11 protein-coding genes are annotated in these 12,799 nt (G+C 33.4%); 2 read left to right on the top strand and 9 right to left on the bottom strand.

From position 1 onward, the window contains the following. Positions 1–506 precede the first annotated feature (506 nt). The 3 genes from IEV50_RS07290 to tgt are packed head-to-tail and all read right to left on the bottom strand — an operon-like array spanning position 507 to position 3,623. The gene (locus IEV50_RS07290; protein WP_188412580.1) at positions 507–1,385 is read right to left on the bottom strand and encodes a DMT family transporter; all 879 of its coding nucleotides are present in this window, start codon (positions 1,383–1,385) and stop codon (positions 507–509) included. Positions 1,386–1,387: 2 nt separating this feature from the next. Further along, on the bottom strand, positions 1,388–2,491 hold the full coding sequence (locus IEV50_RS07285; RefSeq protein WP_188412579.1) for an LptF/LptG family permease: 1,104 nt from the start codon (positions 2,489–2,491) through the stop codon (positions 1,388–1,390). 1 nt (position 2,492) lies between these two features. Then, positions 2,493–3,623 (bottom strand): tRNA guanosine(34) transglycosylase Tgt, encoded by a 1,131-nt coding sequence (tgt, locus tag IEV50_RS07280; protein WP_188412578.1) that lies wholly within the window; start codon positions 3,621–3,623, stop codon positions 2,493–2,495. Between the two features lie 229 nt (positions 3,624–3,852). On the opposite strand from tgt, the gene IEV50_RS07275 reads away from it, so the two are divergent. Further along, a complete protein-coding gene (locus IEV50_RS07275; protein WP_229746665.1) occupies positions 3,853–4,980 on the top strand; it encodes a glycosyltransferase in 1,128 nt (375 codons plus the stop codon). Between the two features lie 25 nt (positions 4,981–5,005). Next, positions 5,006–5,641, top strand: a complete 636-nt coding sequence (gene rsmG, locus IEV50_RS07270) for a 16S rRNA (guanine(527)-N(7))-methyltransferase RsmG (RefSeq protein ID WP_188412577.1) — start codon at positions 5,006–5,008, stop codon at positions 5,639–5,641. Positions 5,642–5,689: 48 nt separating this feature from the next. Here rsmG and IEV50_RS07265 read toward each other — a convergent pair whose 3' ends face one another. The 6 genes from IEV50_RS07265 to smc form a co-directional block, all read right to left on the bottom strand. After that, the gene (locus tag IEV50_RS07265) at positions 5,690–6,919 is read right to left on the bottom strand and encodes a M56 family metallopeptidase (RefSeq protein ID WP_188412576.1); all 1,230 of its coding nucleotides are present in this window, start codon (positions 6,917–6,919) and stop codon (positions 5,690–5,692) included. After that, a complete protein-coding gene (locus IEV50_RS07260) occupies positions 6,916–7,287 on the bottom strand; it encodes a BlaI/MecI/CopY family transcriptional regulator (RefSeq protein ID WP_188412575.1) in 372 nt (123 codons plus the stop codon). The genes IEV50_RS07265 and IEV50_RS07260 overlap by 4 nt, the downstream gene beginning before the upstream one ends. A 177-nt stretch (positions 7,288–7,464) precedes the next feature. Continuing rightward, positions 7,465–8,433, bottom strand: a complete 969-nt coding sequence (locus tag IEV50_RS07255; protein ID WP_188412574.1) for a M28 family peptidase — start codon at positions 8,431–8,433, stop codon at positions 7,465–7,467. Positions 8,434–8,449: 16 nt separating this feature from the next. Next, complete coding sequence (locus tag IEV50_RS07250) at positions 8,450–8,857, bottom strand: type II toxin-antitoxin system VapC family toxin (protein WP_188412573.1); 408 nt, start codon at positions 8,855–8,857, stop codon at positions 8,450–8,452. Continuing rightward, positions 8,857–9,069 carry a DUF2281 domain-containing protein gene (locus IEV50_RS07245; RefSeq protein ID WP_188412572.1) on the bottom strand — a complete coding sequence of 71 codons (213 nt, stop codon included), beginning with the start codon at positions 9,067–9,069 and terminating at the stop codon, positions 8,857–8,859. The genes IEV50_RS07250 and IEV50_RS07245 overlap by 1 nt, the downstream gene beginning before the upstream one ends. Positions 9,070–9,241: 172 nt before the next feature. Then, on the bottom strand, positions 9,242–12,781 hold the full coding sequence (smc, locus tag IEV50_RS07240) for a chromosome segregation protein SMC (protein ID WP_188412571.1): 3,540 nt from the start codon (positions 12,779–12,781) through the stop codon (positions 9,242–9,244). Between the last annotated feature and the right edge of the window lie 18 nt (positions 12,782–12,799).

Below are 12,799 nucleotides of genomic sequence, written 5' to 3'. Positions count from 1 at the left end.
AACTTAAAATTTGGCCTTTTACAAAGTGCGTTTTTGCATCTATAACCTGATTTCTCTGCAATATTTGCTTTCCTTGACCATTTACCAAAGCTTTATGGGTTTTTGCTTTTTTGTATGGTAAGTTGTTGTAGATGAGTGTTTTATTATTTTTTGTAATTTAATTTGTAAATATAATATACTAAGAGCAGTGGAAATTTAATTCATTATTTAACATGATAATTACTCTGTTTTTACTCTGAATTTGTTTAAATAAACTTCATTTTAAACCACATTTTATTAAGCAACTTGGCGATATTTTTTTTAATACTAATTGATGTGAGCTTGTATTTCTAGAGATTTACTTGCTATATAACTTGCGGTTTTACTATTTTAAGTTCTGATTTAGCACCTCTTAGAGTGCATTAGAATGGTTGTAATTCAGCAAAAATAGATAATACTTTTACTTAACTTATTTAATTAAAATGGTATAATTTATGGGTTTAATTTTTGAAATATGCACTGATAAATTACAGCTGATTTTTCTTTTTTTTGTAAATTGGATAAAGGAAAATAGAAGCAAGAATTATGGAAGCTCCAATGTAAAATCCACCAGTCATTTGCTCTTTATCTTTAAAGAAGATAAAAGCTAAAATAATGCCATAAACAGGTTCTAGATTTGTTACTAAGGCTGTTCGAAATGCAGATAAAGTTCTCATTACTGATACGCCTGCAACATAGGCAACCGAGGTGCAAAAAGTTCCTAAAATTGCGATGTAAAGCCAATCTTTTGTAATCAGGTTAAATGGCATATTTAAGAAAGAACCATCATACAAACGATATAATGTTATCCAAAATAAGCCACCAACAAGTTCGTAAAATCCAATAATTGATGGTTCGCTTTTTTGAACAAAGGTCGAATTAATTATTGAAAAAAGACTTGCTGCGAATGCTGCCATTAGACCAAAAATAATGCCTAAAGTATACTGACTTTCGAACTTGAAAATCATATAAATTCCTACAATAATTAATAAACCAACTAATATATCACCTATAAAAACAGGTTGCTTTTTTATTAATGGCTCTAGTATTGCGGTAAATAATGTGAAGGATGAGAGGCAAACCAAAGTGACTGAAACCGTAGAAACCTTAATGGCATGAAAGAAAAATATCCAGTGAATGGCTACAATTCCACCGGTTAAAAAGAATTGAATAAACTGCTTTTTGGTAATTTTTATATTCTTTTTTGTAACCGTAAACCAGGTAAAAAGGGTTACGCTGGCAATTAAAACGCGGTACCAAACCATAGGAACTGCATCAATAGAAATTACCTTTCCAAGTACTCCCGTAAAGCCCCATACAAAAACCGTAAGATGAAGAATTAGAAGGTTTTTTTTAGTAGCGTCCATTATTATTTTGGGGCACGTTTAAGTAAATAAAATCCTAAAAGGCCAAAGACAATTGAGGGCGATAAAACCGCTATAAATGGCGGCAAACCACCTTTCGTAGAGAACATTTGTGTGAATTGATTAAATACGATATAAGCGAAACTGATGAATATACCGATACCTAATGATACACCAACACCACCACGTACCTTACGTGAAGAAAGCGCAACGCCAATTAAGGTTAAAACAAATGCAGATAGGGGGTGAAAATAACGCTTGTACCTTTCAAATTGAAGATCATTCATAATTCCTGTTCCGCGAGTTTTTTCTTTTCTAATCTTTTCGTCTAATTCTGTAGTGGATAGATTCTGAACAACATTATCATAGGCAGAAAAGTCATCAGGACGCATATCCAAAATGGTATCTTTTAATTTCCCATTTCCGTAAATCATTGTTTCTTTTAAGCCGTCAATTTTTCTTATAGAATAATTGCTTAATTGCCACTTCCGCTTTGTAGAATCCCATTTTATGTTGTCAGCAATAATTTTTTTGATTAAAACATCACCGTTAAAATTATCTAAAGAAAAGCGGTAGCCATAGTTGGTTTTGTTGTCAAAACTTTGAATATAAATATAGGTTTTATCATCCAGTTTCATGTGGATGTTTGATTTTGTAGAAGGGTCATTTCGCTTAACATAATTATTTTCGAAGCTGTTTTTTAGCGTATTTGTATATGGCAGAATATACAAATTAGAAACCAAATTAGCCGAAAATATCACGGTTGCAGAAACAAAATAGGGCCATAGAAAACGATTAAAGCTCACACCACCACTTAAAATTGGTACAATTTCAGTTTGATCAGCCATTTTTGCAGTAAAAAATATTACAGCAATAAAGTTAATCAAAGGAGAAAGCATGTTGATGTAAAATGGGATAGAGCCTGCGTAGTATTTAGACAAGACACCCCAAAATCCCAAACCGCTTTTTAAAAAATCATCAAGCTTTTCTGATAAATCGAACACAATAATTATAATTACAAAAATGGCCAGGGTATAAATAAATGTACCCAGGTATTTACCAATAATATATCGGTCGATAATTTTTATTCTGCTTGTTATAAAACTCATTTTATAGCTTGTTGCCCAGTACTTTAACCATTTGGTTTTTCCATTCGTAAAATTCGCCGCTAATAATTTTTTCTCTAGCTTGTTTAACCAGCCAAAGGTAAAAATGCAGGTTATGTAAAGTAGCAATTTGTGCGCCAAGCATTTCTTTGCTATGTACCAAATGTCTAAGATAGGCTTTGCTTGTTACCAAATCAACATGCAGTTCACTATCAGGCTCAATCGGCGAAAAATCGTTTTCCCATTTCTTATTTCTGATGTTTATAATTCCATTTTTTGTAAATAACATGCCATTACGGGCGTTTCTGGTTGGCATTACACAATCAAACATATCAACACCTAATGCAATGTTTTCTAATAAATTTATGGGTGTACCAACGCCCATTAAATAACGCGGTTTTTCGTAGGGTAATATATCGCAAACTACTTCAGTCATTGCATACATTTCTTCAGCAGGCTCACCGACTGATAAACCACCAATCGCATTACCTTCACGGTCCATACTCGCAATAAATTCGGCCGATTTAACCCTTAAATCTTTATAAACAGAACCTTGAACAATTGGAAAAAGCGTTTGGTCGAAGCCATATTTTGGCTGAGTAGTATCAAAACGAGTACAACAACGTTTTAACCAACGATGTGTCATTTTAATGGATTCGGCCGCGTATTTATAATCGCAAGGGTATGGAGTACATTCATCAAAAGCCATAATGATATCGGCTCCGATGGTACGTTGGATGTCCATTGCGTACTCTGGGGTAAAAAGGTGTTTGGAACCATCTATATGCGAATTGAAAGTTACGCCTTCTTCCTTAATTTTGCGAACTTTACTCAATGAATATACCTGATAACCACCGCTATCAGTTAAGATTGGTCTATCCCAGCCAATAAATTTGTGTAGCCCGCCTGCTTTTTCTAATGTATCAAGCCCTGGTCTTAAATAAAGATGGTAGGTGTTGCCTAAAATAATTTGTGCATCAATATCTTGCTCAAGCTCCCGCTGATGAACTGCCTTAACTGTCCCGGCAGTACCTACAGGCATAAAAATAGGTGTTTGTATTTCGCCATGGGCAGTTGTAACTGTTCCGGCTCTGGCTTTAGATAGTGTATCTTTAGCCTGTAAAGTAAATTTCATGTATTTTATATATTTTTCTCCACCTTTACATGGAGCTTACCACTATCAAACCCTTTTAATAAGATAATAATTGTTATTTTGATGGTGACGGTTCATAAGGTGTTTTTCTTGTCAAAAAATCAGCCAAAAATAGCAAAATTTGAGGGTTTATTTTTGTTTAATTTTTTATCAACATAAAAGTGTATTACAGATTAAAAATGAGAAATTTGCGCCTGCTTATTTTAACGTTGTGATATTAACCTTACCCGAAATTTGTTTGCTTTCTGCACTTGCTTTTTGTCTGTTTGTTCAGTTATATTACGTGCTGTTTGTACATCTAAAGCTTGCTAAAGTTGCTGTAGAAGATACTCCTGATTCTATCAAATCTCCGGTGAGTGTGATCATCTGTGCAAGAAACGAGATAAATAACCTCGAAAAATATTTACCTTCTATATTGAATCAACATTATCCTGAATTTGAAGTTATAGTGGTAAATGATAGATCGTGGGATGGTACAGAAGAATTTCTTGAAGAACTGGAAAAAAAGCATTTAAACCTTAAAATTGTAAAGGTTTTAGACAATGATAAATTTATTGCGGGCAAAAAATTTGCAGTAACAATGGGTATTAAAGCTGCAAAATACGATTGGTTGGTTTTTACTGATGCTGATTGTTCGCCGGAAAGTGAAAACTGGTTAAAATACATGCAGCAACCATCAGATGACAATATTGAAATCGTTTTGGGTTATTCTCCATATTTAAAAAAGGGCAGCTTATTAAATGCGCTTATTCGTTTTGAAACATTTTTTACGGCTGTTAATTATCTTTCTTTTGCATTAAAAAGTATGCCTTATATGGGCGTAGGAAGAAACATGGCCTACAAAAAGGCACTTTTCTTTAAAAATAAAGGTTTTGCGGCGCACATGCACATTCCTTCGGGCGATGATGATTTGTTTGTAAATGCGCATGCAACAGCCAATAATACAGAAATCAGAATAAACAAAAATAGCCACGTTTGGAGTGAACCCAATCTAACTTGGGCTGGTTATCTTCGGCAAAAAAAACGTCATTTTGGTGCTGGAAAATTTTATAAATTCAGGCACAAGTTTATTTTGAGCTTGCAAATCATATTTCAATTCTTATTCTATGTGATTTTTGCATCTTGTATGTTTTTCAGTATGGAAGCCAAATATGTAGCGGGAGGAATTTTATTTTTGAGTATTTTAATTAGGTGCATGGTATATCCAAAATTGTTAAACCGATTAAATTATAGAGATTTACGTTGGTGGTTCCCAATATTAGATATACTTTTGTTCTTCTTTTTGACATTAAATGGGTTTTTATCATTGTTTGGAAAGAAAAAAGTAAACTGGAAATAAGTAAAACTCTTGAAATAAATACAAAATGTCTGAAGTAAAGCCTGATATCATTCTAAAATATTTTCCCGATTTATCAGAAAAACAGCTTGCTCAGTTTTCTCAACTGTTCGATTTATACAGCTTCTGGAATGCTCAAATCAATGTGATCTCTAGAAAGGATATCGAAGAACTATATGAGCGCCATGTTTTGCATTCGTTAGGAATTGCAAAGGTTTGTTCTTTTAAAGTAGGCGAATCGGTTTTAGATGTAGGCACTGGAGGAGGGTTCCCAGGGATACCATTGGCTATTTTATTTCCAGACACTCATTTTTATCTGGTCGATTCTATCGGAAAAAAGATAAAAGTTGTTAAAGAAGTAGCTTCTGCTTTGGGTTTAGAAAACCTGAAGGCCGATCATTTAAGAGCAGAGCAAATTAAAGAAAAATTTAATTTTATAATTTCCAGAGCAGTTACCCGATTGGGTGAATTCTATCCATGGATTCAAGGCAAATTTAAAAAAGAATCTATTAATGCTATTCCAAATGGGATTCTATACTTAAAGGGTGGCGATTTAGCCGAAGAAATAAAGGAATCAAAACTGAAAGCAGAATTGTATCCGCTTTCAGCTTATTTTGAGGAAGAGTTTTTTGAGACTAAGTATGTAGTTTATGTGCCGCAGTAATTATCAAGTTCCCTCAATTATTTTACCATAAATCACATCATCTATACCTTATTGCTTCTTTATTGAAGGTTCTACAGGCGGTGGTGGTGGAGCTAATTTCAAACCTTTAACTTTCTTTATAACTGGTTCTTCAATAATTAATTCTTCTGCTGGCTTTGGTGGAGCTACATTTACACCTTTCACTTTTTGAGTTACAGTTGGCTCAACGGGTGGTGGAGGTGGAGGAGCTACGCTTTTTGTCGGTTTTTTAGCACTTTTTGTTTTTGGCGCTGGTTCAACAGGTGGTGGTGGTGGTGCTAATTTTACACCTTTTACTTTTTTTATTTGTGGAATAGGCTCAGCAATAACAATTTCCTTTGCCTTTGATTTCTTAACAGTATCTTGTAGTTGAATACTTAATTCTGTTAATTTTTTCGGATACAAATCGACAACGCCGTAATTTTTTGTAAAAGCCATGGTTGAGGTACATAGCATCCCGCCAACTACAGGGAGTACCAATAACAATCTGAGCCTGGCCCATTTTGCTGATTTCTTTTGATTTAACATGTTTATTCGTCTTTTTAAAATGGATGAATTAAAAAATTGATTAGTTAATTGCACAGTTTGATCGCCGCAAGAATTTTGGATTAGAAATATTGCATACTCATATTTTTCTATTCCTTTCTTTGTGGTTTCTTCATCGGCAAGGTATTCGTGTAAAAGTTTAACATCGCTTTTAATGAGGTGAGCAATTGGGTTGAACCAACTTAAGCTCCTAACTATTTCGAAAAACAAAACATCAAAACTGTGTTTCTGATTAATATGAGCCATCTCATGTTTCAGGATTGTGTTTTTCTGAGGCAATTCTGGGTCGATAAAAAGCATGTTGAAAAAAGAAAAAGCCGTTTTGGTATTCGTCAATTCAATTATTGTAATACCATTTTGAACGGTTTTATTTGGTTTCTTCAATAGTTTGGAAATATTCCTGAATCCCCACACTATTTTTGAAATGAATATTAAGGCAACTAGGGAATAAAGAAGAAGCAATATATTTTCAGTGTTTAATAAAGGTTTTTCAACTTGAATTTGCTGGTAAACAGGTTCCTCAATTACAATAATATCTTTTGATAAAAACCCCAGTTGAAGGAATGGAATTAGAAATGCTATTAAAGTACTTGCTATTAAGTAATATCTGTTAACTGCATAAAAGGTTTCTTTGTGCAGGAGTAATCTGTAAAATCCATAAAATAAAATTAGATACAAGTTTGATTCGAGTAAATAATATAGCCAGTTCATCATTTATTTTTTTTAAGTTTTTCAGCAAGTTGAATTAGCTCATTTAATTCTTCGTTACTCATACTTTTGTCTTTTACCAAAAAAGAAACCAGGCTTTCGTAAGAATTTTCGAAATAGTTATTCATTACTTTATCCAAAGCAAATCGTTTATAATCAGCTTCTTTTATAATAGGAAAGTAGATATAGGTATTGCCAATAGCTTTGTGGTCTACAAAGCCTTTTCCTTCTAAAACCCTGATAACTGTAGAAACGGTATTATAAGCTGGTTTTGGCTCATTCATCTTTTCAATTACATCTTTTACCAATGCTTCTTCCATTTCCCAAAGGATGAGCATAATTTGTTCTTCTGCTTTTGTGAGTTCTTTTATCATATCAACTATTTTAATAGTTTCGTTATATAAATGTACTACTATATTTATAGTTTACAAACTATTTTTGTAGTTTAATTTGTAAAATGCTTATAATCAGTTAAATAAAATTATGTAAATGTAAAATTACGCATAAAAAAACCTGCCTTATTAGGGCAGGTTGAATATTTAAAAAAGTGATTAAAACTTTTTCTGTGGGTTATCCATCATTAACATTTTATCTTTTAATGATTGCTGTAAGCCAGTTTGCTTATCTACATTTTTTACAACTTCTAAAACAGCATTGGCGGCATTGCTGTAAAACTGTTTGGTTATGGTTTGGTATTCATCAGTTGCTTTGTGATAATCTTTATGGTCTTCTACACCGAAATATAAAAAGGGAATGTTTTTAGCATTGAAAGCACCCTGGTCGCTTTGGTTTGTCCAGTCATCATGACCAAGTTTAGGGTCATCATGACCTAAAATAACTTTAATATCTTTTCTATTGGTATCTACATATTTCTTTAAAGCAGGATATTTAAAAGTACCACACACATATAATTCTCCTTTATCGCTGTGGCTAATCATATCCATATTTAAATCGATGGCAATGGTATTAATAGGAACAGGGGGATTTGCAACGAATGCTTTTGCACCTTGTAAACCCATTTCTTCAGCATCAAAGGAGGCAAAAATAATGGTGTTATTTGGTTTATTTTTAGCAAAATAAGCTGCAATTTTTAGTAAACCCGCAGTTCCTGATGCATTATCATCTGCACCGTTAAATATTTCCTCTTTTACCACACCCAAATGATCGTAATGTGCAGAAACCACAATAACATTTGTGCCTTTACCTTGGATGTATCCGATGACATTTGTTCCATTTACTTTTGAACCACCTCTTGAATTGAAAGTAAATTCCTGAGCATAATTAACATTTTGAGGATATGATTTTAAACCTAATTTTTGGAAACGCTCAATAATATAGGCTCTTGCCATTTCAGCACCTTTAGTTCCGGTTTTTCTGCCTTGATAAGCATCTGACGACAATACTTCTACATCTTTTAAAAGTTGTGTATCTAATTTTCCTGATCCGGTTGAAGATTGGTTTTTTACTGATGAGCAGCAGCTTAGCATTATGGCTAAGGGAATGATATATAGAATTTTCATGTTTACGTTGAATTGATTACCAAAGCAATTTTAATAGGTCTGGGTAAAATTTAAATTTTTCATCGGCAGATAATAATGTTGCCTCTTTTTGAATTACGGTAGAGATTATTAGCCTGTCGAAAAGGTCTCGGTGTTCGTTTAACAAGCAAATGCTTCCATAATTAAATATTGCAGGATTTTCCAAAGGGATAAATGTAAATACATCTTTTAGAGCTTGTGTAGAAATATCTTCAACTGTAATGTAAAAATGTATTAGCTTACCTAGTATTTGTTTAATTGCAATTTCAAAGAGGCTTATCTGGCTAAAATAAATTGTGTTTTCGTTATTTTGTATGGTTTCCATCACCACTTCTGGTATTTTTGGATTATTTTCCTGAAACCAAATTAAGAAATGTGTATCTAAAAGATAATGATTTGATGGCATTACATATATTCTTTAAAATCATCTAAAGGCTCATTAAAATCATCAGATAATTCAATTTTATCTCTAAATGCGCCAGTAGTTCTTTTTAAAATATTGTTGAGTTTATCATCAGTTAAAAATGTCACAATGACATCCTTTTTAGATAGGACTGGTGCCTTTTCATTTAAAACAATTTTTCCTTTTTCGTAATATCCTTTAACGGTTGCTAACATAATCGTGACTGCTTAAAACAAATATACTATTTTCAATATGTTATTCAAACGTGGGTTATGGTGCGATATTACGTTTTTTTAAATAACGGTTCTATGTCGTGATTGTTTCATTAGCAAAACTGCTTTCAATAATGCGATTTTCGCTTTAGTCTTTAAGCTTTTATCATTTTGCTTAAGCCGCTACTTCTCTCAAATCTACTGCCACAACCCTCGAAACGCCTTGTTCTACCATGGTAACGCCATAAATAATATCGGTACTGGCAATGGTACGTTTGTTATGCGATACGATAATAAATTGTGATTGGTTGGAGAATTTGCGGATAATGTTATTAAATTTATCAATATTTGTATCATCCAATGGTGCATCAACCTCATCGAAAATACAGAAAGGAGCTGGCTTTAACAGGTAAAGTGAAAATAATAGGGCAGTAGCTGTAAGTGTTTTTTCTCCTCCTGATAATTGGTTTATAGACAGTGGTCTTTTACCTTTCGGACGAGCAATGATATCGATGTCAGCTTCCAATGGATTATTTATATCCGACAGAATTAAATCACAACTATCTTCCTCGTTAAAAAGTGAACGGAAAACAACAATGAAATGCTCGCGGGCCTGTGTAAAAGCCTGCATAAATTTATCTTTCGCAGTATCATCAATCTCTTTAATGGTTTGTAAAAGGTCGGTTTTGGCGGCATTAAGGTCTTTCTTTTGATTTTGAATAAAAACGTAACGCTCTTCCATTTCTTTAAAAGCTTCCATCGCCATTGAGTTAATGGCACCAAATTCATCCAGCTGGCGTTTCATTTTTTCTACCTTCTGGCGAATTTCAAACTCACTTTCCAAAACATCTACCTCAGTTTCATTTTCTAAAAGGTCGTTGATATCGATGTTAAATTCAACAGCCAAACGTTCTTTAAGGGAGTTTAAATCAATTTTTAGCGTGTTCTTTTTATCCTTGATTTCGGTTAAAAGGAAATCGATTTCTTCACGGTTTTTACGAATAAGCGTGATGTTATTTTCTAATTCGTTGATATTTCCTTTGCTTTCAAAATACTCTTTTTCTACGTCTGCAAGGCCTTTTTCTAGTTCTTCGCGTTGCTGATATAACTCTAAAAGTATATCGTCGCTAAAATCGGTATGCTGTAAAGTTGCTGTAATCTGGGTTAAAGTTTCCTGAAGTTCTTTGTCGTTTTCAGCAATTCGCTTGTTCAAATCTTCCTCCTGTACAAAACGATAATCTAAATCCTTTTCTAAGCTTGCTAACCTATTCTGCTGTTGATGGAAACGAATATTATCCTGATTGTATTTACCAGCACTATCATTTACTTGGTTGGCAATATCTTGATAGTTAAGCTGTTGCTCTTGTAGGTTAACATGGTCTTGCTGTTGCTTTTTCTGCAGCTCAACTAAAGCAGGCAACTTTTCTGAGAGCGATTTTTCTATAGAAACTACTTTCTGTGCGATATCTGTTTTACGATTTTCACTTTTTTCGATAAATTCTTGGTATTGGTCACGACGGGTTTGAACGGAAATTTGCTCATTAATAAAACGATTCAACTCCTGTTGCAAAGCATTTATCTGATGAATTTTTGATGCTTCTTTTAGGTTAAAAATATTAGTGTTTTCGGTTGTAATTGCTGTATTATATTGATTAATCAACAATTCTGATGCTTTAATTTCTTTCGCTAAATTATCCAAATTTTTAGCACGACCGATTCTTTTCCCCTCAAATAAACCCACTGATCCCCCAGATAAAGTGAATTTGGTTTGGGCGTACTTTCCATTTTTGGCCAGAATAGTTAAACTTTCGGTTGGTGTTTCTTTAAAGAGATTTTCTTGTTCAGCAGCTGCGATGTACACATTTCGCAAAAGTAAATTACAAAGATTTTGGTATTTCTTATCTACCTCAACAACTGATAAAGCTGAAACCAAATCTTCATAATTGCTAAGGGTAGGGTTTTTATCAGGAATATTCTCCAAAATAAAAAAGTTTGCACGACCGCGAGTAGCATCGGTTAAAAGGTTAATCGCCTGAACAGCATCTGTATACTTATCAACCACATAATGGTTCATTACTGGTTCTAGGTAATTTTCAATAGCGATTCGATAATCTTCGTTACAGAATAAAATATCAGATAGGAGTAAAGCATTTTTGGCAAAAGCATTATTTTTTTTAAGGAAACGAATGGATTCTGGAAAGCCCTCCAAACTATCTACAAGTGACTTTGTAAGGTTGTATTCGTTTTGCTTTGCATCTTTTTTGCGATTTTCAGACGTTAGCTTTTCCTTGTTTGAACTTAGGTTAATTTCAGATGCTGCAAGCTTTTCTTTTAAGGTTTCTTCCGCCTCTTTCAGTTGTTTGATAATATTCTGCTTTTCCGCAACCTGAATATCCAATTCAGCCAAAGCATGGTCGAAAGCCTTTAATTCTGATGTTTTGGTTTCCGTATCATCAACGTTTCTGTTCGTTTCCTGAATCAAAGCATCCTTTTGGATATTTAAAATATCGATTTCCTTTTGTAATTGATAAACCTGATTCTGTAAATCGTTAACTGATTTTACTTGGTTATCTATTCGGTTTTTCTCTGTTTGTTGTTGTTCTCTTAAAGTATCAAGAGTCGATTTTAAGCTTTTTAAATCAGATTCTAACTTACTGAAAACCTCTGCTTCAGTTAAAATTTCTTCATTTAAACGCTTTATATTGTATTTAATATGGTTAACCTGATTTTTATCTTTCTCTAATTCGCCCGATAAGCGTGTTTCTTTTTCTTGCAAGAAACGCATTTGCTCATTCTTTACTTTTTTCTCGCTTTCGTAAGCGCGAATTTTTGAAACCAGTTCGTTTGTAGACTTTTGCTGAATGGAAAGATTTTTTTCTTGATTGATACTTTCTAACTTAAGTTTTTGTAGTTCAGCTTCCTGCGTATCAATTTTAGTTCTTAATTTTGTTCTATTTACTTGTTGGTTTTGTTCTTGTGTTTCAAGCGCATTTAAATCAGTGCGGAAAAAGGCAATTCGATGTGTAGCCAATTGAATACTAAATTCGCGGTATTGCTCTTTTAGTTTGTAGTAACGTTCAGCTTTTCGTGCTTGATTTTCGAGTGTTTTTAAATTTTTCTCAATCTCAAAGAGTAAATCCTCAACACGTTCTAAATCGGCCTCTGTATCTTTTAACTTATTGAATGTTTGTTTTTTACGCAGCTTGTATTTCGAAATTCCAGATGCTTCTTCAAATAGCGAACGGCGACTATGTTCTTTGTTTGTAATGATCTCATCAACCATTTTAAGCTCAATGATAGAATAACTATCAGAGCCAATTCCGGTATCCAAAAACAAATCAGTAATATCTTTTAGCCGGCATTGAACATCATTTAACCGATATTCGCTGTCTCCATTTCGGTATAATTTCCGAGTAACCGTTACTTGAGAATAAGCTGTTGGAAGAATATTTTTTGTGTTATCAAAACTTAAAGAAACTTCTGCTAATTGTGCTTGCTTTCGGTTTTTTGTGCCGTTAAAAATGATGTTTTCCATCTTTTCAGAACGCAAAGCTTTGGTGCTTTGCTCACCTAAAACCCATCGCATGGCATCAATTACGTTAGATTTTCCACAACCATTTGGGCCAACAATGGCGGTAACTCCCTCATTAAAATTGATGGTTACTTTGTCGCCAAAGCTTTTGAATCCTTTAATTTCTAATCTGGTGAGTTGCATGGTTTTTAACGGGAGAAC

Source organism: Pedobacter mendelii (assembly GCF_014635725.1).
Taxonomy (GTDB): domain Bacteria; phylum Bacteroidota; class Bacteroidia; order Sphingobacteriales; family Sphingobacteriaceae; genus Pedobacter; species Pedobacter mendelii.
The sequence above is the reverse complement of the archived record's forward strand: the minus strand, read 5'-3'. Positions and strand labels throughout refer to the sequence as shown.

What these genes read in the sequence shown, in the direction of transcription:
- IEV50_RS07290 (WP_188412580.1), bottom strand. Translation starts at nt 1,385, where the DNA reads ATGGACGCTACTAAAAAAAACCTTCTAATTCTTCATCTTACGGTTTTT.
- IEV50_RS07285 (WP_188412579.1), bottom strand. Translation starts at nt 2,491, where the DNA reads ATGAGTTTTATAACAAGCAGAATAAAAATTATCGACCGATATATTATT.
- tgt (WP_188412578.1), bottom strand. Translation starts at nt 3,623, where the DNA reads ATGAAATTTACTTTACAGGCTAAAGATACACTATCTAAAGCCAGAGCC.
- rsmG (WP_188412577.1), top strand. Translation starts at nt 5,006, where the DNA reads ATGTCTGAAGTAAAGCCTGATATCATTCTAAAATATTTTCCCGATTTA.
- IEV50_RS07265 (WP_188412576.1), bottom strand. Translation starts at nt 6,919, where the DNA reads ATGATGAACTGGCTATATTATTTACTCGAATCAAACTTGTATCTAATT.
- IEV50_RS07260 (WP_188412575.1), bottom strand. Translation starts at nt 7,287, where the DNA reads ATGATAAAAGAACTCACAAAAGCAGAAGAACAAATTATGCTCATCCTT.
- IEV50_RS07255 (WP_188412574.1), bottom strand. Translation starts at nt 8,433, where the DNA reads ATGAAAATTCTATATATCATTCCCTTAGCCATAATGCTAAGCTGCTGC.
- IEV50_RS07250 (WP_188412573.1), bottom strand. Translation starts at nt 8,857, where the DNA reads ATGCCATCAAATCATTATCTTTTAGATACACATTTCTTAATTTGGTTT.
- IEV50_RS07245 (WP_188412572.1), bottom strand. Translation starts at nt 9,069, where the DNA reads ATGTTAGCAACCGTTAAAGGATATTACGAAAAAGGAAAAATTGTTTTA.
- smc (WP_188412571.1), bottom strand. Translation starts at nt 12,781, where the DNA reads ATGCAACTCACCAGATTAGAAATTAAAGGATTCAAAAGCTTTGGCGAC.